The sequence below is a fragment of the Sulfobacillus sp. TH-112 genome, assembly GCF_057473405.1.
Map to the genome: position 1 here is coordinate 14,983 of NZ_JBYCKN010000179.1, position 26,058 is coordinate 41,040.

29 protein-coding genes are annotated in these 26,058 nt (G+C 54.3%); 23 read left to right on the top strand and 6 right to left on the bottom strand.

Features of this window, described 5'->3' with window-relative positions:
* Positions 1-49 precede the first annotated feature (49 nt).
* From ACOJWD_RS12865 to ACOJWD_RS12880, 4 genes are all read left to right on the top strand, one after another.
* Entirely contained in the window at positions 50-1,471 is a 1,422-nt protein-coding gene (locus ACOJWD_RS12865; RefSeq protein WP_486993636.1) for an AMP-binding protein, read from the top strand.
* A 69-nt stretch (positions 1,472-1,540) separates the two neighbouring features.
* Complete coding sequence (locus ACOJWD_RS12870; RefSeq protein ID WP_486993637.1) at positions 1,541-1,972, top strand: PaaI family thioesterase; 432 nt, start codon at positions 1,541-1,543, stop codon at positions 1,970-1,972.
* A 1-nt stretch (position 1,973) separates the two neighbouring features.
* Positions 1,974-2,627, top strand: a complete 654-nt coding sequence (locus ACOJWD_RS12875) for a phosphatase PAP2 family protein (protein ID WP_486993638.1) — start codon at positions 1,974-1,976, stop codon at positions 2,625-2,627.
* A gap of 411 nt (positions 2,628-3,038) precedes the next feature.
* Positions 3,039-3,440 (top strand): hypothetical protein, encoded by a 402-nt coding sequence (locus ACOJWD_RS12880; RefSeq protein WP_486993639.1) that lies wholly within the window; start codon positions 3,039-3,041, stop codon positions 3,438-3,440.
* A 629-nt stretch (positions 3,441-4,069) separates the two neighbouring features.
* On the opposite strand, the gene ACOJWD_RS12885 is transcribed toward ACOJWD_RS12880, so the two are convergent.
* Positions 4,070-4,900 (bottom strand): sulfurtransferase, encoded by an 831-nt coding sequence (locus ACOJWD_RS12885; RefSeq protein WP_486993640.1) that lies wholly within the window; start codon positions 4,898-4,900, stop codon positions 4,070-4,072.
* A 222-nt stretch (positions 4,901-5,122) separates the two neighbouring features.
* Between ACOJWD_RS12885 and ACOJWD_RS12890 the strand changes: the two genes are divergently transcribed.
* From ACOJWD_RS12890 to ACOJWD_RS12930, 9 genes are all read left to right on the top strand, one after another.
* Positions 5,123-5,917 carry an enoyl-CoA hydratase/isomerase family protein gene (locus ACOJWD_RS12890; protein ID WP_486993641.1) on the top strand — a complete coding sequence of 265 codons (795 nt, stop codon included), beginning with the start codon at positions 5,123-5,125 and terminating at the stop codon, positions 5,915-5,917.
* Positions 5,918-5,973: 56 nt separating this feature from the next.
* Positions 5,974-6,753 carry an SDR family oxidoreductase gene (locus ACOJWD_RS12895; RefSeq protein ID WP_486993671.1) on the top strand — a complete coding sequence of 260 codons (780 nt, stop codon included), beginning with the start codon at positions 5,974-5,976 and terminating at the stop codon, positions 6,751-6,753.
* 21 nt (positions 6,754-6,774) lie between these two features.
* A complete protein-coding gene (locus ACOJWD_RS12900) occupies positions 6,775-7,638 on the top strand; it encodes a CoA transferase subunit A (RefSeq protein WP_486993642.1) in 864 nt (287 codons plus the stop codon).
* A gap of 50 nt (positions 7,639-7,688) precedes the next feature.
* Complete coding sequence (locus ACOJWD_RS12905; protein ID WP_486993643.1) at positions 7,689-8,120, top strand: hypothetical protein; 432 nt, start codon at positions 7,689-7,691, stop codon at positions 8,118-8,120.
* 30 nt (positions 8,121-8,150) lie between these two features.
* Positions 8,151-8,549 (top strand): hypothetical protein, encoded by a 399-nt coding sequence (locus tag ACOJWD_RS12910; protein ID WP_486993644.1) that lies wholly within the window; start codon positions 8,151-8,153, stop codon positions 8,547-8,549.
* Between the two features lie 4 nt (positions 8,550-8,553).
* Positions 8,554-9,297 (top strand): SDR family NAD(P)-dependent oxidoreductase, encoded by a 744-nt coding sequence (locus ACOJWD_RS12915; protein WP_486993645.1) that lies wholly within the window; start codon positions 8,554-8,556, stop codon positions 9,295-9,297.
* A 126-nt stretch (positions 9,298-9,423) separates the two neighbouring features.
* Positions 9,424-10,254, top strand: coding sequence for an MBL fold metallo-hydrolase (locus ACOJWD_RS12920; protein ID WP_486993646.1), 831 nt, complete (start codon positions 9,424-9,426; stop codon positions 10,252-10,254).
* Positions 10,251-11,102 (top strand): SDR family oxidoreductase, encoded by an 852-nt coding sequence (locus ACOJWD_RS12925; RefSeq protein ID WP_486993647.1) that lies wholly within the window; start codon positions 10,251-10,253, stop codon positions 11,100-11,102. Before ACOJWD_RS12920 ends, ACOJWD_RS12925 begins: the two co-directional genes overlap by 4 nt.
* Before the next feature lie 25 nt (positions 11,103-11,127).
* Complete coding sequence (locus ACOJWD_RS12930) at positions 11,128-11,862, top strand: sulfite exporter TauE/SafE family protein (RefSeq protein WP_486993648.1); 735 nt, start codon at positions 11,128-11,130, stop codon at positions 11,860-11,862.
* Here the strand turns inward: ACOJWD_RS12930 and ACOJWD_RS12935 are convergent.
* Positions 11,859-12,614, bottom strand: coding sequence for a class II aldolase/adducin family protein (locus ACOJWD_RS12935; RefSeq protein WP_486993649.1), 756 nt, complete (start codon positions 12,612-12,614; stop codon positions 11,859-11,861). The two genes, ACOJWD_RS12930 and ACOJWD_RS12935, sit on opposite strands and share 4 nt — an antisense overlap.
* Positions 12,615-12,803: 189 nt before the next feature.
* On the opposite strand from ACOJWD_RS12935, the gene ACOJWD_RS12940 reads away from it, so the two are divergent.
* Genes ACOJWD_RS12940 through ACOJWD_RS12950 form a run of 3 tightly spaced genes read left to right on the top strand, consistent with a single transcriptional unit; the run spans position 12,804 to position 14,048 of the window.
* Positions 12,804-13,259 carry an FAS1-like dehydratase domain-containing protein gene (locus tag ACOJWD_RS12940; RefSeq protein WP_486993650.1) on the top strand — a complete coding sequence of 152 codons (456 nt, stop codon included), beginning with the start codon at positions 12,804-12,806 and terminating at the stop codon, positions 13,257-13,259.
* Positions 13,246-13,635, top strand: coding sequence for a MaoC/PaaZ C-terminal domain-containing protein (locus tag ACOJWD_RS12945; protein ID WP_486993651.1), 390 nt, complete (start codon positions 13,246-13,248; stop codon positions 13,633-13,635). Before ACOJWD_RS12940 ends, ACOJWD_RS12945 begins: the two co-directional genes overlap by 14 nt.
* A 23-nt stretch (positions 13,636-13,658) precedes the next feature.
* A complete protein-coding gene (locus tag ACOJWD_RS12950) occupies positions 13,659-14,048 on the top strand; it encodes a hypothetical protein (RefSeq protein WP_486993652.1) in 390 nt (129 codons plus the stop codon).
* Between the two features lie 139 nt (positions 14,049-14,187).
* On the opposite strand, the gene ACOJWD_RS12955 is transcribed toward ACOJWD_RS12950, so the two are convergent.
* Genes ACOJWD_RS12955 through ACOJWD_RS12970 form a run of 4 tightly spaced genes read right to left on the bottom strand, consistent with a single transcriptional unit; the run spans position 14,188 to position 18,491 of the window.
* Positions 14,188-14,859 carry a hypothetical protein gene (locus ACOJWD_RS12955; protein ID WP_486993653.1) on the bottom strand — a complete coding sequence of 224 codons (672 nt, stop codon included), beginning with the start codon at positions 14,857-14,859 and terminating at the stop codon, positions 14,188-14,190.
* 1 nt (position 14,860) lies between these two features.
* Positions 14,861-16,792 carry a hypothetical protein gene (locus ACOJWD_RS12960; protein WP_486993654.1) on the bottom strand — a complete coding sequence of 644 codons (1,932 nt, stop codon included), beginning with the start codon at positions 16,790-16,792 and terminating at the stop codon, positions 14,861-14,863.
* Positions 16,789-17,640 carry an ATP-binding cassette domain-containing protein gene (locus ACOJWD_RS12965; protein ID WP_486993655.1) on the bottom strand — a complete coding sequence of 284 codons (852 nt, stop codon included), beginning with the start codon at positions 17,638-17,640 and terminating at the stop codon, positions 16,789-16,791. The genes ACOJWD_RS12960 and ACOJWD_RS12965 overlap by 4 nt, the downstream gene beginning before the upstream one ends.
* On the bottom strand, positions 17,640-18,491 hold the full coding sequence (locus ACOJWD_RS12970; RefSeq protein ID WP_486993656.1) for an ATP-binding cassette domain-containing protein: 852 nt from the start codon (positions 18,489-18,491) through the stop codon (positions 17,640-17,642). The genes ACOJWD_RS12965 and ACOJWD_RS12970 overlap by 1 nt, the downstream gene beginning before the upstream one ends.
* A gap of 160 nt (positions 18,492-18,651) precedes the next feature.
* On the opposite strand from ACOJWD_RS12970, the gene ACOJWD_RS12975 reads away from it, so the two are divergent.
* The 7 genes from ACOJWD_RS12975 to ACOJWD_RS13005 are packed head-to-tail and all read left to right on the top strand — an operon-like array spanning position 18,652 to position 26,011.
* Positions 18,652-18,930, top strand: a complete 279-nt coding sequence (locus ACOJWD_RS12975; RefSeq protein WP_486993657.1) for a YciI family protein — start codon at positions 18,652-18,654, stop codon at positions 18,928-18,930.
* A 3-nt stretch (positions 18,931-18,933) separates the two neighbouring features.
* Positions 18,934-20,043, top strand: a complete 1,110-nt coding sequence (locus ACOJWD_RS12980; RefSeq protein ID WP_486993658.1) for a glycerate kinase — start codon at positions 18,934-18,936, stop codon at positions 20,041-20,043.
* 15 nt (positions 20,044-20,058) lie between these two features.
* A complete protein-coding gene (locus ACOJWD_RS12985) occupies positions 20,059-22,563 on the top strand; it encodes an FAD-binding oxidoreductase (RefSeq protein ID WP_486993659.1) in 2,505 nt (834 codons plus the stop codon).
* A 29-nt stretch (positions 22,564-22,592) separates the two neighbouring features.
* Positions 22,593-23,318 carry an SDR family oxidoreductase gene (locus ACOJWD_RS12990; RefSeq protein ID WP_486993660.1) on the top strand — a complete coding sequence of 242 codons (726 nt, stop codon included), beginning with the start codon at positions 22,593-22,595 and terminating at the stop codon, positions 23,316-23,318.
* 23 nt (positions 23,319-23,341) lie between these two features.
* Positions 23,342-24,214 (top strand): fumarylacetoacetate hydrolase family protein, encoded by an 873-nt coding sequence (locus tag ACOJWD_RS12995; protein WP_486993661.1) that lies wholly within the window; start codon positions 23,342-23,344, stop codon positions 24,212-24,214.
* A gap of 25 nt (positions 24,215-24,239) precedes the next feature.
* Positions 24,240-25,415 carry an NAD(P)/FAD-dependent oxidoreductase gene (locus ACOJWD_RS13000; RefSeq protein WP_486993662.1) on the top strand — a complete coding sequence of 392 codons (1,176 nt, stop codon included), beginning with the start codon at positions 24,240-24,242 and terminating at the stop codon, positions 25,413-25,415.
* Positions 25,412-26,011, top strand: coding sequence for a pyroglutamyl-peptidase I (locus ACOJWD_RS13005; protein ID WP_486993663.1), 600 nt, complete (start codon positions 25,412-25,414; stop codon positions 26,009-26,011). Before ACOJWD_RS13000 ends, ACOJWD_RS13005 begins: the two co-directional genes overlap by 4 nt.
* The last annotated feature ends 47 nt before the right edge of the window (positions 26,012-26,058 follow it).

A 26,058-nucleotide genomic window follows, 5' to 3' on the forward strand; every position in this document is an offset into this window, starting at 1 on the left:
TCCAGCATAAGCTCTCATAAAGTGCTGCGATGAAGGAGATGCCTTGCCGATGGATAACGGGATGCAATTTGAAAAGGATGCATTGACGCTGGAGTGGACGATACCCTGGATGATGCTGAGGGAATCCCCCCAAAAATGGTTTGTGGGCGGATATAGCAATGTCTCCGTGAACGTCGTGGATCGGCACCTCAAGAGTCGATCTCGGTGCACCGCCCTTGTGGACCACAGAGGCTCTGACCGGCGCCAGTTAACCTATGAAACGCTATGGGATACATCGGCTCGATTGGCTCGCTGGATGGACATCAAGGGATTCAGGGCAGGTACCCGTATTGCGATCTACGGCCGATCGGAACTGGAGAGCTATGTCACATTGCTGGCCTGTCAGCGCGTCGGGGCAGTGGCGGTATTGTGTCTACCCACCCCCTCGGATCCGTTGCTGGCGGACCACCTCGGGCAATGTGAGGTGGCTTTAGTGTTTACCACTGACGCCGAGGCGACAGCCCAGATTCGACGATTGCGACGCCGTGGCGCATACCAAGGAAATCATTTGCTGTTGGGGGCCACGGAGTTTGGGGAAGATGACTATGAGCACGTATTAGCGTCCTGCCAAGGGGGGATCGACGCCATCCCGGTCGAGGCGAGCCGCGTGTCACTTCTGACCTACGGGGATCATCCTTCTCCCTATGGATATTCGGGATTAGGCATTTTGGCATCGCTCGCGCCGGAGTTAACCCGCTGGTTAGGAGTGCGTAGCGACGATGAGGTGATGTTGGTTGGCGACCAAGGGGGGCTGTATCATCGCTTGGTGCTTACCTGTCTTTTGATGTCGCAGGGAGTGCCTGTGATTTGGAGCGACCGCGTTGCGGAGCCCTCTTGTGCCGCCGTCGTGGTGACAGGGTTTCCCGGCGCAACAGTGCTTTCGGAAGAGGAAGCGACGGCTGTTCGCTGGCTCTGCCCAACCCCTACACAGGCGGTGTGGACTACATCTCGGGAACGCGGCGCCGTAATTCATCATCGCTTCGGCACATTGGCTCCCTGGGACGCGAGCATCGCACCTGAACCTGGTCCGGGCGCAGACCTTCATGAGAAGGAGTGGAGCGTGCGTCTCGAAGATGAATTCACGCATACTGCAGTAGGGGATCAAGCGGTGGAGTTTTTGCGTCTACACAGCTTGCCCTCGATAGCTATTGAGTCGACCCAAACCCACACCCTGATCCTTTTCGTGGTCACCGACGATCCCTCAGAAGACCTGGATCATTGGATCCGAGACCACTGGCCCTCGGACAGCGCGCCCGTGGAGGACATTGTGGTGGTGCATTCCCACGAATGGTTACAGACTAGTGAAGGAGCCTTGGCGGTTGATGCCATCCAAGCCATCGTCAATCAGGACGTGAGAATTCGCCTTGATTACATCAAAAATCCTGAGGTACTGGAAGCATTGCAAAACGAGACCATCCGCCTCGGTGGCTAGGGTAAAAACGTTGCCTCGGCCTTTGTGCCCTGGTACCTTTAGGGGTGTCGAGCAAAGGAGAGGGACAACATGGCGATGAAAGATGGCGTTTACATCTTTGAGAATACCTACGAACAGCAGTTTTTTGAATGGGCGGGCTTGACTGTAGTTGAGGTCGAGAACGGATGCGCGGTGGTGCACCTACACGTCCAGCCACACCACCGTGGAGGGGGAGGCACCGCCGCGGTAAACGGAGGAATTGCCGCCTACATGTTTGATGGCGTGCTAGGCGCGGCAGTGCGTTCGACCTGGACCAAAGACGTTGAAGGACAGGTGACCATGACGCTGAATATTCAATACTTACGACCTCTCATCGCGGACGATGTGGTGATAGCGCGCGGTCGGGTCACTCATAGAGGTCGGGGGACAGCCTATGTCAGCGGAGAGATTTACGATCGTGAGGGCCAGGTATCGATGATGGCAACAGGAATCTTTCACCTGTTTCGTCGCCATGACTCATAGATTGAAACAAAGTTTGCCTTGGATTGTGGTCTGGCTGATTACGGCGGCGGTGGTAGCCAGTGGAGTGGTGATGCCGGCTGACCGTGAAATCTCATCAGCTCTATCGGTGCTCGGCAGACGGATTGCTGCTACCAATCTCATTTGGGTTGTCGGTGGCTTGCCATGCACTGGATTGGTCGTATTGGCGGTGGCCCTATTTAAAAAAGATAGTGGATGGCGGGTAATAGCTGGATTTGTGGTGGGGTTGGCCATTGAAGTGCTATCCAAGCATTTTATTGCTACCCCATTTCCCAAAGCCATACCCGAGCCACGTTTCTATGCATTATTAGAAACAGCCACCAACCTCACTCCCGCTCTCGCACTGCACTGGATTCATGAAGCGCTGGGTGTTCGGGTCGTGGCCACTGGGGCACAACACGCCCTGTTTCGCGGGTCGTTTCCGAGCGGTCATGTGTTTCGCACCACCTATGCTGGCGGATGCTTATTCTCTCGCGGCAGCCAGCAGGCATGGACCTGGATGATTGCCGGAGTCGCCGGCGTGTTGGTAGTGGCGACCGGAGGCCATTGGGCGAGCGACGTGCTGGGAGGGTTTTTTCTGGCTCGGGCTACTTTAGTTGGAATTGCGGCTCGCATGTCTAGTCCAAGTGCTGGATAGATCACGGCGCCATTTATCTCAGGATACAACCCCATATGGGTAGGTGTTGGAGCTAACTGGTGTTGGCATGGCTTCGAGTCACGTCCGTGTTATCAGTTCCTCCCACGACACAAGCCGAGCGTTAAGGCCAGACCAGACGGAGGGGTTGGCCGATTGGCGTACCTAGAGCCCCGCTATCTAGGCCTATCAACGAATTTTGGGAACGGCCCGGAGGATTCTTCAACCGGCAGCCCTTGGGGTGCCATGGATCACAAGTCATGACGAGCATCTTAATTAAACTCGCGGCGCACTGATGTATCATAAAATTCTGTTATAATATGGTTAGAACCTAATGGTTAGGTATCAACACTACCGAAGTATTCCAGGATGCATATTATGTGTCACATTTTCCAAAGAAGAGGATGTCTGTTAATGACGGCGCAAGAAGCCATACAGCAGCACCGGGAGGCCATGAACCGCGGCGATGTACAGACAGTCAATGCTGGTATTTCAGACCGCTACTTGGGAGTGTTTTGTTTAGGCAATGTGGGAACCCACGAGGTTTACAACGCGCAAGAGATTCGTGAGGGTAATGCCTCGGCAGATCAGTACTATAGACAAGAAATGAAAAAAGTTCCTCAGTGGGCGTACACGGATTGGGAATGGGGATTACGGGGGGAGAGTGAGTGTGTGGTGTCGTCGCGCATCGACTTTTCTTTGGATAGCGATGTGCTCATGCACGCACTAGTGACTCAAGTATACGCTTTGGAGGAGGGCCGGTGGATGTTGATACGCGAATATATGGAGAAATATCGGCCTGTCCAAGAGAGCTAGTCGTCGAGCACCTATAACTTGAATCTCGGGGCCTTCCAGGAACAAGAGTTTCAGAAGGCAGTCGCAAGCTATGCGCCCGAGGCGGAAAAGCATGGGGCGCTTCCCATGTCTCGCCTGACAATGCTGCGGGCGGGGTTCCTCACCGCAAGCTCGGGATAGCAGGCAAATGGCTATTTTGGGATCGACCGCGATCGTGGGAGATGCTGAAGCCTTGGGATGGCCGACCGACATCTCTTTGTATATCCACTCTCGTAACTTACGGTTAAGAGGAGGCATGGAGAAAACTTCTGCGAAATACATGAACCCTGTCCCATCGATATGCTGCATTCCGGAGAGAATGACTCAGGGACCTTTGAAAGCTGCGGAGTTTTGATAACGCCAAGTACTAGCCTGTCACAGCTCGCACGCGGCCGTGCGGTCGTAGCATACTTAATTGGCGAGAAGACCGCCTCGGATGGCCCTCGAGTCCTAGCGAAGTATCGCCACGTCATCCCAAGAATACTGGGCCGGGATCGTCCGAGGGCAACGGTCATCAGAGCCTCTTTACATCATCCGATAATAGGCCTATGGCAAAAACACTTAGAGTATTCACACCAGTCCCCTGCGTATCATGTTGCACGGTCATGGAGTTAGGCAATCGGAGCCTTATCGTGTTCGATCCAATCGCTCCAACTACCGGCATACAACACCGCATCACGACCTACACTTGAGAGAGCCAGAATATTGATACAGGCACTTACTCCGGAGCCACAGTAAATGACGGGCACATGATCTACAGGAATGGCTTGATTAAACACCGTTCGCAGGGATTCGGGATCGCGGTAGTGTGCTGGCCGGTCTAACAGGCTATCGAAGGGAACATTGACAGCGCCGGGAATGTGCCCGGGAATGCGGTCCACCGGTTCAACATCTCCTTGATAGCGCTCTTTTGCTCGGGCGTCTACTAGTGGATAGCGGTGAAGCGCTGCATACACCGCTTGGAAGTCTACCAAGAGGTTCAGTTGTGGGCGTGCGGTAAATTGACCCTGCCGGGGATCAGGCAAATCGGTGGTCACCGGATGCCCTTCTTCAATCCACTCTGGGTATCCACCCTGCAATACGGAAACGTTGTCATGTCCGTAAAAGCGCAACAACCACCAACAGCGTGCGGCGCCAGAACCATCGTCGTCGTAACAAACCACATGAACGTCAGGAGATACCCCAGTTTTAGCCATGGTCTCTTCGAACTGCTGGGCCGTCGGAAGGGGATGGCGACCCCCAAACTGTTGATGTGTGCCAGACAAATCGCGGTTCATGTCCATAAAGAATGCCGTTGGGATATGACTGCGGTCATAGACGGTTTGTCCATATTGAGGATCGGTCAGCTTCCAGCGACAATCCAAGATAACCATGTGTGGATCGTTTAAGTGTTCCATCAGAAATTGACAGTCAACAAAGGTCGGAGCCGCGTGATGTGTCACAGTGTATTCCCCTTTATTCTTGAGTGTAAGGATTCCCCGAAAGAGTTTCAACCATTTGAGGAATTTGTTAGGATGAAAAAGATAGGCGGTTCGTCACCCCTAGGTGGACTTTCTCCTTCAGGCTAGGCGTATTAGAGAAGGGAATCCCGTCTTGGTTAGCGAATATGATGTGTAGCACTGAGCTCGTTCGGCGGGCTGAGTAACCGTGCAAGGAGGTCCACCATGACATATAAAGAGATACGCTACACACTGCATGATAGTGTAGGTACGATTGAATTTAATCGTGCTGAGTCCTTGAATGCACTGACGGCGACGATGCGCGCCGAGTTGTTAGACGCATTGGAAATTGCGAATCAGAGTGATTCAGTTCGCGTTGTGGTGTTGCGTGGCCAGGGTCGGGCGTTTTCTGTGGGACAAGATCTCAAAGAGATGCAACAGTATTATGATGAGCATGGACCTGAACTGGGAACCTTGGTCGAAGAAGAGTACATACCGCTCGTGCTAGCGTTGCGTAACCTGCAAAAACCCACGGTGAGCGTATTGCAAGGTGCGGCCGTCGGTGGAGGCATGGCATTAGCGCTGGCCACGGACTTTCGAATAATTTCTGAGCGTGCGCAACTGGTACCGGGATTTGTGAATGTGGCGTTGGCACCGGACACGGGAACCACCTTTCTCCTGTCCCGAGCTATTGGATATGCTCGGGCCATCTCGGTCTGCTTATTGGGTGAACCGATTCGCGCCCGGAACATGGTGGAGTATGGTCTTGCGACTGATGTCGCAAATGGTCCGGAAGAGCTAGAAGAGCGACTGCAGGAGCTCGTCACGAAGCTTGCCCAAGGCCCGACCAGAGCCTACACAGAAATTCGAAAATTGTTTGACGCGACGTCGCATTGTTCATTACTGGAAGCCGTCCGGTTGGAGCGTGACGTACAAGCCACATTGGCTCGCACCAGTGATCACCAGGAAGCAGTTGATGCATTCTTACATAAGCGTTCACCACAATTTGAGGGCCATTGATCTGCAAAACATAGGATTGAATGGCGAGGAATCAAGGAGGAATTTCATTGGCGACGATGTTACCACAAGGAACGCTGGAGGGCCAAACGGCGGTCATTACTGGCGGTGGCAGTGGGATTGGACTTGGAATTGCGCAGGAACTCGCTCGACTCGGGGCGACTGTCATTTTGGCGGGGCGCAAAACGGAAAAGTTAGAAGCTGGCCTTGAGACCATAAGCCGCGAAGGGGCAACCGGTTTAGTATTCCCGGTAGATATTCGTGATGCTGGACAAGTCGATGCACTGATGGACTTTGCGGTGGAACGCACCGGAAGACTCGACATGTTGGTCAATTCCGCGGCTGGAAACTTTATTGTGGATAGCGAGAAACTATCTGTGAATGGATGGAATGCGGTGGTGAATACTGTGCTAAACGGCACCTTCTATTGCACGCGGGCAGCGGGATTGAAAATGATCGAGGGGGGTCGCGGTGGTCGCATTCTCTCCATTGTGGCAAGTTATGCGTGGACTGGTGGTCCGGGGACAGTTCACTCTGTTGCCGCGAAGGCTGGGGTCGTTGCGATCACCCGTACGCTGGCGGTGGAGTGGGCACACTATGGGATTCGGGTGAACGCTATCTGTCCTGGTCCAACCGATACCGAAGGGGCGCGCCCGTTATGGGCGGATCCCAGCGAAGAGAAGCGTCTGCGAGGGAAAATTCCGGTCGGACGATTCGGGCAGGTCGAGGAAATGGGCCACGCGGCGAGTTACCTACTATCGCCTTTTGCTGACTTCGTCAATGGAGAGATCTTGGTGATTGACGGCGGTGAGTGGCTAGGGAAGGGACTTACATCATAATCAAGAAATGAGGGAAGTCGAATGGATAAACGGATGACCGTCGAGGATGTGATTAGCCGTGTGCCCAATGGGGGCACGATCGCCATTGGAGGATCGTCCATCTCACGCAAACCGATGGCGCTGGTCAGAGCGCTAGCGCGTAGCGATAGACGGGATCTGAAGCTTATTGTGGATGTGGGAGGACCCGATGTCGACTTGCTTATAGGTACTGGTACGGTGTCGGAAGTCATCTATGCGTTTGTAGGATTTGAAGTGCTAGGCTTGGCTCCGCACTTTCGACGAGCCAGACAAACCCAATCCATTCGTTTTCAAGAATGGACGGAGTACACCGTGATGGCCGGATTGGATGCGCGTATCAAACGGGTCCCGTTTATGCCCACCCACGCCACCTTGGGCACCGATGTGATTCGGGTGAACCCGGCTTTCAAAGAAATTCAGGATCCCTTTACCGATCAGCCATTAGTGGCCATTCCCGCGCTATATCCTGACGTCGCGCTTATCCATGTCAATTATGCTGACATCCAAGGGAATGGTGTGATTTTGGGCGACGGGCATGTTGATGTATTGTGCGCCAAGGCGGCCAAAGAGACCTACATGTCTTGTGAACGCATTCTCTCGTCTGAGGAGTTACAACGATTTGGCCGTGATGTGCAAATCCTGCGGGTCTATTCAAAAGGGGTGGTGGAAGTGCCTTGGGGAGCTCATCCGACGGGGTGTGCACCAGATTATCGCACCGATCTTCGCCATCTCCAGGATTATCTCAAGGCCGCACAATCAGAAGAAGGATGGAACGATTACGAGAAAGAATTTGTCGAGGTGAGTCATCGCCAGTATTTAGACAATCACGGGGGCGCCGAAGGACTCGTATCACGTCTAAAAGTCTAAGGCGGACCGAATGAATCAGGTCGCGGCATTCGTCTAGGGAGGGAAGAGTTATGCCATTAGTGGCAGATTATAGTATTGACGAGATGATTATTACCACCATGGCGCGTCAGTTCACCGGAGAGGTGCTAGTGAGTTCGGTCACGGCATTTGGCGCACTATCGGCCCACTTAGCTAAACGTCGTTATGCCCCCGATTTAGCGGTGCTGTCCACGCCTGAATCGGGGATGGATGTCACGCCGATGCCCACACTCACGTTGGGACAGTTTTTGACTGACGTGCAGCAAGGCATTCCATTGACGATGGAGGATATTTTTGATGCGATTTTTACCGATCATTTTCGCATCTGGATCAACCCGTCTCAAATAGATCAATGGGGAAACACCAATATTACCTGTATCGGCGATTGGCATGCCCCGAAGGTGGCTTTGGTCGGATCGCGCGGGATTCCCGAAGACACCTCGCATTTATCAGAGACCTACTAGTCTATCTTAAGTCATTCAGCGCGCTCGGTGGTGGAGAATGTCGACTTTCGTAGTGGTGCCGGCAACGGGGTGAGTCGTTACGGTCTCGAACAGCACGGAGCTCCGACTCTCTTGGTCACGGATTTAGGGGTATTCGACTTCACTGAGCCGGACGGGCGGATGCGCATTAAAAGCCTTCATCCCGGCGTGACGCTTGAGGAGGTCCAAGAGAAGACCGGATTTTCCTTAGGATATCCTGATGAAATTCTCACTACCGCTGCGCCGTCGGAAGAGGACATTCGCATCATTCGGGACGCGGATCCGTTGGAAGTGCGTAAACTAGAACTAATGTCGGGTTCCATGGCGGCCGAGAAGTTTGTCAATATTTATGAACGCGAACGGCAAACCTTGCATGCGACCTATCCTCGTATGGGAAAGTTAGGGCGATGACATCGTGACACTTCGTGGGAAGACTGTACTGGTCACGGGTGGTGCCCGCGGGATAGGCCGTGCCATTGCTGCTCAGGCTCTAGAACAAGAGGCCAACGTTGCGATTTGGGCTTTTAATCGAGAAAGTCTGGACGAGGCGAATCTTACGCATCTCGCCTATAGCGATTCCCTAGACATAGGTCGCAGCGATCAAGTACGCCAGGGTTATGCCCGTCTGGTAAATAAGATCGGCCCGGTGGACGTGTTAATTAATAATGCCGGCTACACCCTAACATCGCGGTTCATTGATGAACGCGAAGACTATTGGCACAGGGTAGTTGATACGAATTTTTGGGGTGTCGTGTATCTGACGCAACTGGTCCTGCCTGACATGCAACTTAAGAAGTGCGGGAGCATTGTGAACGTGGTCTCGGATGCGGGACGGGTCGGTATGGGTGGAGAAGCCGTATACGCGGGTGCGAAGGGCGGTGTCATTGCGTTTACCAAGTCGATTGCCCAAGAGGTCGCTCGCGATAATATTCGGGTGAATGCCGTGGCGCCGGGGCCGACGCGGACACGCATCCTCGAAACTAATACTGAAGATGGTGACGCGGAAAAACTGATAGAAAAAATGATTCGGCGTATTCCCATGAAGCGTATTGCCGAGCCGGATGAGATTGCCGCCAGTGTCTTGTTTTTAGCCGGTGAAAGCGCGTCGCACATCACCGGTCAAGTGTTATCGGTGTCTGGCGGTCTCACCATGGTGTGAGTATAAATGTCCGCGATGATAAATGGCCGGCAGTCCCTCTGCCGGCCATTTATCATCTCCCAGCGTGCGTTGAGACCACAAATCCAGTACCATGAGGGAAACCACCAAACGTTGCGGAGGATGAGCATGCAAAGGATTGCTGCGGATATCTATCAGTCGTTCGTGCCCTCGCAGACACTGCCGCCGTATCAAGGAACGCAGTGCTATTGGATTGTTTCCGAGGGACAGGCCCTTTTAGTGGATACCGGAGATGGTACGGAGCCCGGGTTATCGGTGTTAGAACAGGATTGGCGAACATTAGGAAGGCCCGTGGTCGAGGCAGTCTATGCAACTCATTATCATTCTGATCACACCGGTGGGGGTGTGTGGGCGAAGAATTTCTTTCACTGTCCTTTGTACCTTCATCCGCGGGATCGGGCGCTCCTCAATACATCACAGGATGATTGGCTGTGCTATGACGCGTCATCGGTTCTCGTAGGCCGCATCGAAGTGCAGGTGGTGATGGCACCCGGTCATACCCCTGGGCAATGTAATTTTTGGATCCCCTCAAATAAGACCCTTCTCGCAGGGGATAATGTTCTAGGAAACAGTACGGTCGTCGTTGCACCGCCTGACGGTCATCTTGGCACCTATTTAGAGACGATCGGTAAGCTGAAAAGTTATGCCGCCGACCTCATCGGCCCGGGTCACGGCGATATCATCAAAAGTCCGAACGCATATCTGGACCATTATCTTCGCCATCGGTTGGAGCGAAGCGACGAGATCGTAACGCTCTTGGCCAGGCGTGCTCTTACGGTAGAGGAACTGGCAGAAACGATCTATAAAGATACTCTCTCGCCCGACAAGATGGTGATTGGACAGTGGATGATGCGTGGTCACCTGCAACTACTCGTAGAGCAAGGGATTATCACAGAGGAGAAAAATCGGTTTATCGTGGTGGAGGGTGATGGGCAATGAGCATATTCAGGGAAGATTTATTAAGGGATCGAGTGATTTTGGTGACCGGGGGAGGAACCGGCTTAGGAAAGGAAATGGCGTTAGCTTTTGGACGCCTCGGTGCTAAACTTGCGATCGTCGGGCGACGGCAGGAAGTATTGGAAAAGACCGCCCAAGAGTTTCATCACGAGGGCATTGCGACCTATACGCACGTTCTCGACATTCGCGATGCCACGGCCGTAGACCAGGTCATGGATGCTGTCATCGCGCATTATGGCTATCTGGATGTTTTGGTCAATAATGCGGCCGGAAACTTTATTAGCCCCACGGAACGGCTTTCCCCTCGGGCAGTAGATGCGGTGATCAACATTGTGCTCCATGGTACCTTTTATTGTACCCTCGCGGCGGGGAAACGCTGGATTGAGGCTGGGCGCCCGGGAACGGTGCTGAATATTGTGACCACTTATGCATGGACAGGCTCGGGCTATGTGGTGCCATCGGCAGTAGCCAAGGCCGGGGTGTTGGCGTTAACGCGGTCCTTGGCGGTGGAGTGGGCATCTCATCACATTCGGCAAGTAGCGATCGCACCAGGCCCGTTTCCTACCGAAGGGGCCTGGTCCCGCCTCATGCCGACCGAAGGGTTGGCTGAGGAGGCCATTAATCGGGTGCCCAGTCGTCGCGTGGGCAAACCGGAAGAGTTGACCACCCTAGCAGCCTATCTCATTTCTGATGCAGCAGAGTACATTAATGGCGAGGTGGTCACCATTGATGGAGGCGAGTGGCTAAAAGGTGCGGGGATGTTTAACGGTCTAGAGAGGGTATCTCCTGATGAATGGGATTTATTGCGCCAGCTAACGTCCAAAAAATAGCTCGACAGAAGAGGGTTCAGACACAATGCACGGCGCATGGATTGTCGCCTTAGTGGTAGGCGGATTTGTGGCTTCACTCAGTAGTGCGGCCGTCGGTATCGGTGGCGGCTTATTGGTGATGCCGGTTTTAGCTCTATGGTTCCCAGCGCGTACTGTGGTGGCCTTAAGTACTCCGATGTTCTTTGCCAGCTCATTGGTGAATTTTCTGCGCTATCGACATCAGATTTCCGGGCGAGCGTATCTATGGATGATACCGGGGGTGTTGTTGGGAATTCTGATTGGGGCATTCATGCTCCAAGGCGAGTCGCCGTTGGTGATTCGATGGGTGATGGCCGGCATTGCCCTCATTTTTGCGACACAAGAAGTGTATCGGTTGGTGGTCAGACGAGCTGGACGCGCTTTCCCGCTGTGGTCCGCGGTTCCGGTGACACTTCTCGCCGGAATCGCCAGTTCACTCACCAACATCGGCGGGACTGTGGTCTCCATGGCTCTCATGGGTCAAGAGCTTTCGCCGACCGTCTTTGTAGGTACGTTAAATGCCATCATGGTGAGTATGACTGGACTCAAATTAATATTGTTCACCCATCTTGGCCTACTCACTTGGCACGGATGGATATTGGCGCTTCCATCCGTGCCGGCAATTCTTTTAGGGAGCTATTGGGGGCAGAAGCTGAACCGTCGATTTTCGCCCACCGTGTTTCGCTGGTTCATTATTGCCATTATCGTCGTCTCCGCCTCGCTGCTAGTGGTCGGCGTTTAGTCAATGAGATCAGGTTCCTTATGGATGATGTATTCCCATAGCGGTTGAAACGAAAACCACCCCGCGAGGGGCGTCCCCACTTGATCGTGGGTCAGTTGGGCATAATGCGGCTCAATCATGATCGGTGTGCCAGCCGATTCAGCCAATAACTGCGAGTGACAGGAGCGGTCCATGGCGATGAACCACCAAGCGGTCTCTTCGACCGTGTGACCGACTGTAAGAAGACCATGATTGCGGAGGATAAGACCTTTGGTGTGCCCTAATGCCTGGGTGATGCGTTGACCCTCTTCGGCATCTAACACGACTCCGCTATAGTGGTCCAACAGTCCATGGTCTTCATAAAAGGCGCAGCTATCTTGCGAAATCGGATCCAATCGGCGACCCAACGTGGACCAGGTCTTCCCGTACATGGAATGGGTATGAGCTGCGGCCAGTGCGTCAGGTCGAGCTCGATGGACGGCCGAATGAATAGCAAAAGCCGCCTGGTTTAAAAGGCCCTGTCCTTCTACGACGACGCCATGATGATTGACCCTAATCAGGTCTGATGCGCGGATGGTGCCAAAGTGGCGGCCGAAGGGGTTCACCCAAAAGGTATCTGTCTCGATAGGGTCGCGCGCGGTGACGTGACCGGCCACCCCTTCGTCATAACCAAATCGAGCAAAGATGCGAAATGTCGCCGCTAAACGTGTTTTACGATGCCACCGCTCTTTTGCAAGGTTGGCGTTGGAGCTATCTTGAGCATGCGTTGACATAGAGGACCTCCTTACAGGTAAATTGCCCATTGCAACAGGCAATGCAGTATTTTCTCAGTGAAAATTATACGCATAGCCGGCCGTGATTCTCACCACCCTCAAGAGCTGCAGAGCAATCTGATGAAGGATTTCGAGCTCTTTAGGGCGAATACAGTGGAAAACACCTATGAATGAGAGGAATAGCACTCGATGCTGAAGATAGATGCGGAGCTCATTGGACACCGCAGTGAGCCCATCCAAAAAACCATTGAACTAGGGGCCGTCGCTCGGTTTGTCAGAGCGCTCGGGGCCACCAATCGGATTCATCACGATCGCGCATATGCCATAGCTCATGGCCATCGCGATTTAGTGGCTCCACCCACCTATGCTGTGACCCTCTTGCCGTGGCACATTCCGGGAGTGACGCTTCCCGAGGCAGGGGTTCTGCATGGAGAGCAAGCCTTTGAATGGGAAAGTTGCATCTGCGTAGGCGATAGCCTAACGGTGGTCGGCTGGGCACAAGACGTCAAAAGTCGGCAAGCCAAAATGGGTCGTATGACCATTATTTCAGTGGCGGCGGAGGCCACGAATCAGGATCTGCACGTGATCTTTCGATCCACGGCAGTGGTCGTGGTGACAGAGGAGGTAGCCCATGCAGACCGGTGATCAGTTGGGACCTTTTCGATTGCAGGTGTCTCGCGAGCAGTTGGTGCGTTATGCGGGCGCATCGGATGACTATAACCCGATCCATTACGATGACAGCTTTGCGAAGGCCCTGGGGCTTCCGGGCGTAATCGTGCACGGAATGCTCAATATGGGGCTGGTCGCACAATATATTATGGATGCTCTGCCCGCGACGGCCTTTCTAGAACGATGTCAAGTGCGCTTTCGGCAAATGGTACAGCCGGGGGAGAGCTTAGAAATTCAGGGCCGTATTCGCGAGGTACACCTCCCCAGACTGGACATCGAGGTGTCTCTTGGTGTAAGTGGAGCGAAGCCAGCGGTCACAGGGCGAATGGTGGTACGTTTGGAGGAGGTCTAATTGACAGAAGAGAGACGTTCACGATGAGGGACCGTCAGCGGTTAGGGTGGGCCATTCTCGCTTCAGTGGTGGTTGTGGCGGCGGTCGTGGTGCATGAAGTGACGGGTCATGACCATCGCCCATCGCTACGCTATAGACCGGTACAAGCGTCGTCGGTAGAAACGGCGTTTTCCGCCGTGGAGGCGCGCTTTCGAAGCGCCGGTATGCATCACGGCATCGAGGTTCAAGATCCTCGTGCGCCACACATCGAACTGGTATTGTGGGGCACGTCGCATCCCGTTTTGGCATGGCTGTTAACCTTCCGCGACGGGGAGATCGTGCGTAGGAAAGGAAAGCGAGAGCCGTTTAGAGTCTGGATTATGGTGATGAATGCTGATACCGGGCGGTGGATGGTCGACCAGTCAGGTGGATAACGTCATGGGGACTGCAGACGACAAGCCGTGTTGGCACAAAAATGATGGCGGGACCTCTTCGGGTGGACGTAGCATCACGAGAGCGGCCTGAGATTCTACGTCACCACCCGACGGGCGGATCATCTGCTATTGATGGCAATCACAACCAATGCGCTAGGTGGCGCCGACTCTTGCGGATGGAAAGTTCAATCATCATGAGGCCTATGACGGCCATAACAATCTTTACGATCCACCATGGCATGGCAGCTATGTTCCATCGATAGGCAAACGTATCTAGCAGTTGAAACCATGGAAGGGCTGTAAATACGCCGATAATTCTCAAAATCAGGTCTGCGGTCGGGAGTCCCAATGCGAGCAGGTAGCCCACAGCCACACGCCCCGAATACAGTGTTCCCCATAATCCGAGTCCTGTCAAAAAAAGTGCGGGTCCTACCGCTGCCAAGAGGCCTTCCCAAAGATGTACCGGTCCCCAGATGAGATTTAATATTTCCACTCCCACCAAGCTAATAGACCAGTAAGCTGTCCAGACCGCGGTGAGTCGGAGATGCAACATACGAATGTAGGGAAGGTCGACAATTTGCTCAATCATGCCCTGGTCAGCGTCAATCACAATGAGTGGCGCCGTGATAAGTGCGATGGCCAAGGGGAAAAACGATTCCATGTTTTCAATATAATGTTTACGCCACTTCACCGCCTCCTCTAAGACTCCATGGGTCAGAACCAGCAACAAGAAGGCCACCAGAACCAAAAGATAACTCCCCCAGGGAAGAATTTTTAGCTCATAAAAAGCTCGTCGTACCCAGGACTTCATATTATGACCTCCCTTGAATGTGTCGAAACTCTTGTGTGAGATAAGCGGTTTGCTCTGGATAGGGTTTCAATTGAAGGATTCGCCATTCGTGCAGGATGTTTCGTGACAGACTGGGTCGCAGGTGAAGACCGTTCACGTCTTGTCGTGAAATGGCTTGAAGGAGGATTTTTCTCTGGGGTAGAGCGCTTGCCACTAAGCTGGTGAGAAGTGCTCCTCTCACCGCGTCCGTGGACGACGAAGAGCCCGTCCATATAGATTGTGCGATGTCTAACACCGGAAGGGGTGAGAAGCCTCGTATCGGAGGTCCTGAGCGTGTATAAGGATGAATGTCGCTATACACAATGAGGGAGCCATGCCACTCGGTGGTGGTCGTGACCGGAGAGGGAAGAAACTGAATTTGATGCACGAGTGACAACACCTTCGCCACACGGTGGGCCGCGTGGATAAATGGCATAAACGGTGTGAGGTCGGCCCGAGGTTCACCGGCCCTATACCAAAATTGCACCTGGGAGGTATTTTCTAGGGAGAGCGGTCCCGTGTCTAGTATCAAGGTCCTCCCGCGGCCCTGATACACATGCTGTGGATCCTTCCAATCGGCATTGGTGATAAGGGGCCAAGAGGGGTTTAGCTTCTTGAGGGATAAGTGAACTATCGCCCGCGGCGATATAAGCGACGGGAATCCCCGACCGAGTCCGGCCAAATAGACTCGGCCGCCACCAGCAAAAAAACTGGCATAGACGTGGCCTACGACAAATGGTGGATAGGGTAGGGTAGTGGGATGCGGGAGCATGACCCCTTGGATGCGGAACCGAACCACCCCAGGATGTACCGCTACAGTCCAATCGCGCTGTGCCGTGGACCCATCCATACGAGATGCGGACATGACCAGGGAGCCTCTTCCCTTCTCTCTGGCCGTCGCTCTAAGGCCGGCGTTCATGCTTAGGCGAATCAGCTTGGATCCGGGGCGCACTTGGCATGTAAAATGGAGCACCATATCTCCGCTTTGGGCATTGACGGTCATGTCAATGGGGCCTTCAGTGCAAGCGGGGCTGAGGGCAGAGGGCCTCCCATCGTTTGTGGGTATCGGTGCGATCTGAGACGCTTTGGAGGCGAGCGCACCGCCCCCGATGAATGCCAGAATCAACAGAAAGATTCCTAGGGAGCGGTAGTACCTGGTCCGACTGAGAACATAGAACCCGCCTTTTTTCTGCGCGGCGTACATCACGAGACCCACGCCGATCAGCGCCCAGATGAGCCGATTGAACCAGAGCCAGCCACTAATCTCAGGTCTTTGCAAAAGACTCGGTGCAAGCGCTAATCCTAAGGCTAAGAGACCCGGAAAAGGATTAAAAAATGGCAAGTGGGGGAAAAAGTCGTAAAACATGCCAACCTTGTATTCTGCAAATGCGGTAGCTAACGACCCTAAGATCGCAGGAGCAAAATAGCGCGAAGGCCCGACGGTATTTTGCAACGCGAGACCGACGCCAATCACAAAGAGCAGCGAGGGGAGCGTAAAGACCGCCCACAATGCCGTCCAAACTGCCCCAGAACCGAGTGACAGTCCCGCAATAAGCGTCATACATAGGTAGCCCCAGGTGGTTAGTAGACCCACGAGGGCCGCGCCGACCATGAAATATCCCCAAGCCCGACCGATGGTCACTTGTGCCTGGCTTATGGGTCGCGACCACCACGCCGCCTCGAGTTGGGGATGTCTTCCCAGTTGTCCAATCACTAGCACCAGTGCGAATGGGATCACCGCATAGGCGACCGCATACATTTCTATGGCACCATCGCCAGCACTCGGAGAACCAATGGCCGCGATTGCCGCCAAGGTGACCAAAATCGCTAGCAGGAATGCTTCCAAGCGGGTCAAGGACTCCCGCCAAGCCATCCGCCAGGTGTGACGCGCAATGACCCAAGTGACGTTCTTCACGGTTTTCTCCCCCATTGTCTGACCGTAACAAGATAGGCGTCGAGTAACTCCGGCATTCGCCGAGGATAGGTCGCAGTGGCCGCTGCGATCACATAATAGCCCAAGGGATCGCGCTGCCCGGTATAGTGCACATGAGTCAAACCGGCATGGGGAGCATAAAACGTATGCGTCTCAGCTCGCCGAACGAACTCCTTCACTGCACCTTGGTACAGCACCTCACCGTCGGAAAGAAAGAGGAGATTTTCACAGTACTGCTCGACCTCGTCTAAGCGGTGAGTGGTGACTAGATAGGCCCGAGGACCATCCGAGTATCGGCGTGTGATAAAGAGTTGCTGCCAAAAACGGAGGCGTTCGAGGGGGTCAAGGTCGGCGGTCGGCTCGTCCAAGAGAACCGCGTCTACATGTTGTAACCAGGCGGAGGCGAGGGCTAATCGGCGTCCTTGCGAGCCCTGCAACCGTAGTCCGACCGTGTCCGCTACGTCCGTCAGGTTCCAGAGCTGCATCATGGCGTCAATGTCGGCCGTATCTTGATGATTCCGATACTGGCTCCACATTCTGATGCGTTGCAGTTGCTCACGGACGGTTAAATTGTGATACACGCCCGGGAACTGGGGAATATAGGCCAGACGCCCCGGGGGATCCCCCTTTGGCCGATCGACCCAAGTCAGCGTGCCGGTGTCTTGAGACAAGATCCCCGTCATGGTGCGTAAGAGAGAACTTTTACCGGCACCATTCGGCCCGATGAGGGCAGTGAATCCTTCTTTGAGTGTAAAGTGTGTATCGTGGGTCAGCCAGCGGGCCCCCGTGCGATGCCCTAAATGGCTTACCTGCAAAATTTCCTTACTCATCACTCAGTCTCCCTGAGAAGCCACAAATAGCCTTCATAGGCGCTCGGTTGAACATATTCGGGGTGGTCCGGCTCAATGGTCTCACGGGTAAGACATTTAATGGCTTGGTGAGTCGGATCGGGTATCCAGAACGGAGTGTCGATAAGGTCATCAACCGTAGTAAAGACGCGTCTGACATGGCCACGGGCGGCCGCTTGAATTTGTTCCAGACTGGTGTCAATTACGAGGTGGCCTGCGGATAAGACCACCACTCGCTCAGGGATTGCACTGGCATCGTCCGCTTCTTGGGTGGAGAGGACCACTAATCGTTCGCGCGCCAAGTCGCCGATTAACGCCCGCACGTACGCTTGTTCGTCTGGATCCAGTCCCTGAGTCGGCTCGTCCAAGAACAGCCACGGCGTCCTCCGGGTGAGAGCCGCGGCTAACACAGCACGCCTCTTCATCCCACCAGACAGCCACCGCAGGCGCTGATGCACCGAGTGATCCAAGTGCACCAATGATAAAATAGCGTGAAGGCTGGAGCTGCGCTCCATACGCACTGTTGTGCCATTCATCTCCAGAAGCTCTGTGAGGAATTCGCCGACGGTAAGATCTTGGGGCAAAGAGTTTTCTTGCGGCATATAGGAAATACCCCGGCGAGCGGTCATGGGATCTCCGCCTAAGTGCGTGTTGTCCCATAGGATATCTCCTTCAAATGGCACTAGCCCCATCATCGCTTTGAGAAGAGAACTTTTACCTGACCCACTTGGTCCGAGAATGCTAAAGGACTGACTCGCAGTGATGCTAATGTTCTGGAGCGCAGGACGGAAAGTGGATGGATACTGTACGGTCACATGGCGTAGCGATAGCATAAATCCTCCTGAGGGTTCGCTGCATAAAATTTTACTCGATTGTAGTACGTATGGTCGAGAGATGCCTGGCAGGAATTTCTGACTGGAACGCGAAATTCAGTTAATAGACGCACTAGATCACACCGTTATTACCATGACTAAGTTGAGATGAGGAATTGTTATGACCTATATCGCCTTATTAACAATTGAAGATGCCACCCTCAATCGAGAGATCCGCCCGGCACACCTGCAGTACATCAGTGATCTGTATCGGGCCCATAAAGTGCGGATGGCGGGACCATTTACAGATGGCCATGGCGGACTGGTGATTTATGAGGTCGAGACCGCAGAGGAAGCGCGGCAATTGGCTGAAAGCGACCCGGTGGTACGCTCTGGTGCGCGAAGCCTTCGCCTGATCGAATGGGCTCCTCTCGACTTGCCATTGGCTGATATGAGCTAGGCCATGCGTATTGTACTCGCTCCAGACGCCTTTAAGGGCTCATTGTCGCAAACTGAAGTGGCCGATGCTCTGCAAGAAGGCATCTGCCGCCGCTATCGCGGCGCGTTGCAGTTCGATCGCTGCCTGATGGCGGATGGCGGTGAAGGGACCGCTGAGCTACTGGCTGGAACGGGAGCCGAGGTACGAGAGATTGAAGTCGTGGATGCGTATGGTCGTGCCCGGCCCGCATGCTACTGGAAACGTGGACGGGTCGCTATCACCGAGGCGGCCCAGAGTTCCCCGTTTTGTCCCCCCGAATCCCGACTAGGGAGCGCACTGAGAACTACCAGTTGGGGAACAGGGCAGTTGCTTCAGGCCTGTCTCAGTGATCCTGAAGTGGATGAGGTCTGGTTAGGCCTAGGCGGAAGCGGCTGTTCAGACGGAGGGATCGGGTTCCTAGCGGCTTTGGGTGCAGAGTTTCGCGGGACAAACCGGGAACGACTGGACGATGACGTCAAGAACTGGCTTCAGATTACTACAGCGCAGGTACCGAAACTGGCCAAGAAAGTGATCGGTCTGGTGGATGTCATGGCTCCTCTTACCGGACCGCGTGGGGCAATGTATCAATTTGGTCCCCAAAAGGGGCTTACTCGAGAAGAGTGTGTTTGGGGAGACCATGCCCTATCCCATTGGGCGTCGAAAATTGCTCCAACGTCCAAAAAGGTGCGGGGTGCTGGAGCGGCAGGTGGGATCGGATTTGCTCTGCACCTTATGGGAGGCGAATTGGTTTCCGGAGCACAATTTGTTGCGCGTCATATCGGGCTTAAAGCAGGCATCGAAGAGGCTGATTTAGTGCTGACCGGCGAAGGGCGACTGGACACGCAGTCGCTCGAAGGCAAGGTGGTTCCCACCGTACTATGTATGGCGCGTGGCGCTTCCACTCCCACGGTGGTGGTAGCAGCAGAAGTGCCTGACGATCTTACGGAATTTTATCGACTCGGAATGACGTTTGCGTTACCGATAACGCGTGCTCCCATGGCGGTCGAAACGGCCATGAGATCTGCGAGGTCGCTGGTAACGTCTAGTGGGGAAACGCTAGGACAAATTCTAAATTTCTGGAATGCCAATGTCTAGTGGAGGAGTTGAGGTATGCCGACCTATCGATTATCCAAAACCATGGATCGCTCTGCATTAGTGTCGCACTATCCGCGGATGACAGATGACCAACGACGGGTCTTGGGATTAGCACTTCAAGAGGAGTTAGGCTCTCAGGCTGTGATTACTGATCAAGATCAGCTCTTAGCATATAGCTATGATGCCACAGGCGAGCGTCACTTTCCTGACGTGGTGGTATTGCCTAGTTCCGTTGAAGACGTCCAAACGGTGGTCCGTATTGCTAATACCTTCCATGCACCCATCATTGGACGGGGGGCGTCGAGCAATCTTAGCGGCGGGACTACACCGCTTGTGGGGGGAGTGGTGGTGTCCTTTGTGCGCATGAATCGTATTGAGCACGTGAATGTGACCCAACGGATGGTCACGGTGCAACCAGGCGTAATTAATGCCGACTTGCAGGGAGCCCTACAGAGGGTGGGGTTTTTTTATGCTCCCGATCCCTCAAGTCATCGTATTTCAACGTTAGGGGGAAACATCGCCGAAAACTCAGGAGGGCCTCACTGCGTCAAATATGGGGTGACGACACATCATGTACTGGCGTTAGACCTGGTGATGGCAGACGGTTCCCGGGTGCGTCTGCCGCGAGTTGGTGACACAAGCCGGGGCCTAGACCTGTCCAGCCTCATTATAGGGTCTGAGGGTACGCTGGCGCTGGTGACAGGCGCCACGTTAGCGATTCAACCCCTACCCCAGGAGATTAAAACCGTGCTGATAAGTTTTCCTACCGTGGAGAGTGCCTTACGCGCGGTCAGTGCCATCGTTGCGGCGCGTCTGAATCCCGCTACATTGGAACTGATGGACAAGGAATCTCTTCGCATTGTTGAAGACTACGTGCACGCAGGGTATCCGACTGAAGCGGGCGCCGTATTGCTGGTGGAGTTTGATGGAACGGCGGATGAGGTGCGGCATCAAGTGGATTTGACTGCTCGTGTGATGCGCGATGGGGGGGCGCTGCGGGTTCAAGAAGCTAAGACGGCAGCGGAATCAGAAGCGTTATGGCGAGGACGGCGAGCGCATTATGGTGCCTCGGCGCGCTTAGCACCACACCTATGGGTTCAAGATGTCACCGTTCCGCGCCCCAAATTAGCAGAAATGATGGACCGAGTCCTGGCAATTGGAAAGCAGCATCAGGTGCTCATCGTTACAGCCGCTCATGCGGGAGATGGTAATCTCCATCCTACGATTCCTTACGATCCCAATGACTCTGACCAAGTCGCACGGTTGAGAGCGGCCGACCGTGCCATCTTGGAGGCCTGTGTAGAAATGGGCGGAGCGATTACTGGGGAACACGGCATTGGTATCGATAAAGCTGAGCATCTTCCCCTCATGTATAGTCCCGACGAGTTACAGGTCATGAATGACCTGAAAGGCGCATGGGATCCGGAAAATCTTTTAAATCCGTTTAAAGCGCTCTGGATTCCACACCATGCCGAGCACAATGCGGCCGGCCGGGAACGATTCCTATCGCCGGAGAGCCTCGGTGAGGTGGTGTCAACAGTGCTGTGGGCGCGTGAGGCCGATGAACGGCTGGACCTTCAGGGCCAGGGTAGACGGAGTCAAAGCCAAGGCCGGCGCACCATCGTGCATATGCGTTCCATGAATAAACTGGTCGACCTCGATATTGAAAACCTCTCTGTTGAGGTACAAAGTGGGATGTCTGCGGCCAGCTTATCTCGTCTATTGGCTCAAGAAGGGCTCGAACTAGCCGGTGTTGAGCCGTTTATGGATGATACCATGGGGGGACTGTTGGCCAGTAATGCACTGTACTGGCGTGACAGTTCCGGCCGGGGATGGCGCGATGTGGTCCTAGCGGCTCAGTGGGTTGACGGCCTAGGACGAACCCTGCGATTTGGACGAAAAACCATGAAAAACGTGGCGGGCTACGACCTGGCAAAGCTGCTGGTAGGATCTTGCGGCAGTATCGGAATCATCACGCGACTCACGCTCAAGGTGCGACCTCTGCGAGAACGATGGGGTATCGCGCGAACGGAACCGTTATCTATCGCACGAGCGCTAGAGATTGTCAACCGGCTGTTACAGGAACCGAACCGCCCGGAGGGGCTACTATTGAAGAGTATCCCGCACTCACCACAGGTTGAGCTCTTGATTGGAGACAGCTTGGCTGACCGAGCGCGACGACATTGGATTGAGGAGCGTGTGCAGGTGGCGATGGAGGTGGGAGAAGGGGTGGATGGTTGGCTTGCGCAGGAAAAAGACCGCTTGCATCACGTTTATGGCGCCATCGCGAACGGAACGTATGAGAGGGGCTGGATCTATCCCGGCAATGATGTAGCGGCTTGGCTCGAACGTCACTTAGGACATACCGTTTATTTCAGTCCCGCGCAGGGATGGTATGAAATGGTGGACGCGGATGCCATTTCTCGGGACGTTGACCAGGCGGAATTGAGCCGACTGTATGATCGCGTTACCCGAGTCTTTGACCCCGACGAACGCTTTTATGGATTTCGCCGCGTTTAGACTGGGTACTTAGGAAAAGGGGAGACACTATGGAATTAATGGTTAAGGGGCGAAACTTCTTAGTCACGGGTGGAAGCCGTGGATTGGGCAGAGCCGTCGTCGATGAGCTCCGTCGCGAGGGGGCACGGGTCTACACGACTAGTCGATGGGGCGGGGAAGACTTTGTCCTCAACACCGCACAGGAAGCCTCTCGACGCCAGTTTCTTGAGAGAAGCGCTCACATTTTTTGGGATGGGGTGTTTATTAACACCGGCGGTCCGAAATCCGGCGATCTCCAAAATTTACTCTTAGAGGACTGGCATGAAGCCTTTGAGCAACTCTTGCTGGGTCCCGTCGAAATCGTTCGTGGACTGTTGCCCCGAATCAATGATGGAGGGGCACTCTTGTTTAACACCTCATCGTCCATCCAAGTTCCGATTCCTCATTTACTCCTCTCTAATGTCTTCCGTGCCAGTATTTATGCTTTAGCGAAGTCGCTTGTGGACGAATTAGCGCCTCGCCGTATTCGCGTCAATGTGATGGTGCCAGGACGCATTGACACCGAGAGAGTAGCGCAATTGGATGACGGTGAAGCCCAACGCTCAAAGCGTTCGGTGCAAGACGTTCGAGCTGCCAGTGAAGCCCACATTCCCCTCGGGCGGTATGGTACGCCTCAAGAGTTCGGTAGAATGGCGGCATTCGTACTATCGCCCCAGGGGTCATATTTGAATGGTGCGACATTTTGGGTCGATGGAGGACAAAAACGTAGCCTATAAGGTCCCCCGAAAGGAGAATGTTCATGAGCCACGAGGAGATATGTCCTGTAGCCTGGGGTACAGGGGCAAGGAATGGCGGAAGTTCGACGGCTCTTCTACGCTGTCGCGATGCCGTGGTATCGGTGCAGGAAATCAACGAGTGGAGTGGCGAAGAGTGGCCCACTGATCTTGAGTCGTTGATCAGTTTTGGCCTGACGGAGAGGCTGGCTCAACGGGTATTGGATGCGGGATGGGATGCGAGTCGTGCTCGTCCGGTGTCAGAGTGGACTCTTATGGCGCCTCTTTCCCGCCCGGACCGAATCCTCGGCATTGGCCTCAACTTCCGGGATCACGCCCATGACCTCGGAGAGCGTGTGCCTGAGGCGCCGGCCACCTTTTTGAAACCGACGAATGCCTTGGTTTGCAGCGGGGATCGCATTCCGGTGCCGACTGCCTCTGAGCGGGTAACGGTGGAAGCGGAAGTGGCCCTCATATTTGCACACAGCGCCAAAGATATTAAGGCGCACCAGTGGCGGGAGGCCATATGGGGGGCGATGGCGGTATTAGACTTTACGGCAGAGGACGTATTGCGGAAGAATCCACGCTTTCTGACGCGCGCAAAAGGATACGATGGATTCTTTGTCGTGTCCCCTTGGATGGTGCCCTGGCAGGGGGCCGCCTTTGACGGTCATCGCAACATCGACCTAATGATTAATGGAGAGCTTGCCATTCGTGGGAATACCGAAGACATGGTGTACTCCTATGCATCGTTAGTGGAGTGGGTGTCACAGGATTGCACTATGGGTGCGACCGCCATACTAAGCACGGGAACTCCCGGCGCTCGAGTGGTCCGTTCGGGGGATGCGGTCGAGGCACGCGTAGACGGATTGTACGACGTTCAAGCAACCATGATTTAGGACCTATTGAAAGGATGATAGTGCGATGGCGGAATATCAGTACGTGGTGATTGGTGGGGGGATGGCAGCTGATGCTGCTATTGGAGGCATTCGCAGGTATGACAAAGATGGTGCCATTCTGGTCGTGAGTAAAGAAAGCTATCCGCCCTATAAGCGTCCTCCTTTAACTAAAGGTCTATGGCAGACACAACGATTGGAAGAGGTATGGCTGGACCAGTGGCATCGGCAACCAGGAGTGCGTCTTCTGTTGAATACCCGGGTTACGGCCATCGATCGGACTTTACGCACCGTGCACACCCAAGATGGCTTCGACTTTGGATACCAACATCTCCTCATTGCCACCGGGGGCCGGGTAAAGCGGCTTCCTGGCTCTCAAGAGCACCTCTACTATCCGGGAGACCTAGAGCAACATCTGGCACTCTGGTCCGAGGTTCAGGAGCCGCATGAGGTGTTGGTGGTAGGAGGCGGATTTGTGGGTGCAGAAATGGCCGCCGCCCTCTCATCGCATCACCAAAACGTCACCTGGATCGTAGCCGAGGAGCATCCGTTTGCGGGATTCCTACCGTCGGGTCTCGCCAAGCATGTTATCCATCACTATCAGCAGCAGGGTGTGCAGATAGTGAGTCAGACTGTTGTTAAAAGCAGTCTCAGCGCCGCAAAAGGGGTCTTACTGGAAACGAACCGAGGCCGGATGGAGGCCGACTTAGCGGTGGTTGGAATCGGAACCGCGCCGAACGACACCCTTTGGGAGAGCAATCAGGGGGACGGCATCGTGGTTGACGACAAACTGCAAACCGACGATCCCTATATTTGGGCCGCCGGTGACGTGGCGCGCTTGTCGGGTGAAAAGCGACTGATGCCGCATGAGGATCATGCTCTCACTCAAGGACGACTGGCGGGAATGAACATGGCCGGGGCCAACCGAACCTATACGCACATGCCCTTTTATTATTCTGATCTGTTCCATTTTGGGTATGAAGCCATTGGGGCCTGTCGCACCGAATTTGACATCTTCGAGGACTGGACGCGGACGTACGAAGAAGGGGTGGTGTATTACTTGGATAAAGGACAGGTAGTGGGGGTCTTGAACTGGAACGTCTGGGACGGAATAAAAATTGCCGAACAACTGATTGCTCGGCATGAGAGCGTGACGCCCGAGGTTCTGCGGGGCGCAATTAGCAATCGTGAGAGTGGATCATGAAGATTGCGATAACCGGATTCGGTCCCTTTGGTCACGACACCTATAATCCCACCGAAAGTGTGCTCAAGGCTCTTCATGCGGCCGACCCTGAGCTCCGAGTTCAGGTCTTTCCAGTCTCAGTAGACAGTGTGGACCAGCAATTAGCACCCTTCCTGAAGGCCCACCAGCCCGAGGTAGTCATCAGTTTGGGACTGGCCGGCGGGAGAACAGCGCTGGCCGCGGAGATGATTGCGCTGAATCGAATGGACTTCGGGATACCAGATGTGTCTGGTGCTCAATGGCGGAATCAGCCCATCACGCCGGAGGGACCCACGGCCCTTTCCTCATTGCTAGACGTAGAAACCATCTGTGCCCTCTGGAGAGAACATGAGATCCCAGGGTATGTTTCCTATTCGGCCGGGACCTATCTCTGTAATTACTTGTATTATCGGGTTCTGCAGTGGTGTCAAACGTCTTCTGCTCGCGCGACCTTTATTCATGTGCCGTATAGTACCGTTTTTGTTCCACGACCAGAAAAGAACGCCTCAATGGATGAGTTACGGATGGTGCAGGGTATTCAATGCATCGTAGAGGCCGTGCGACAAAAACGGCTGTGAGGCGACAAAAACTTGAGGACTTTTTTCGACCAATACGTTATCGTAGG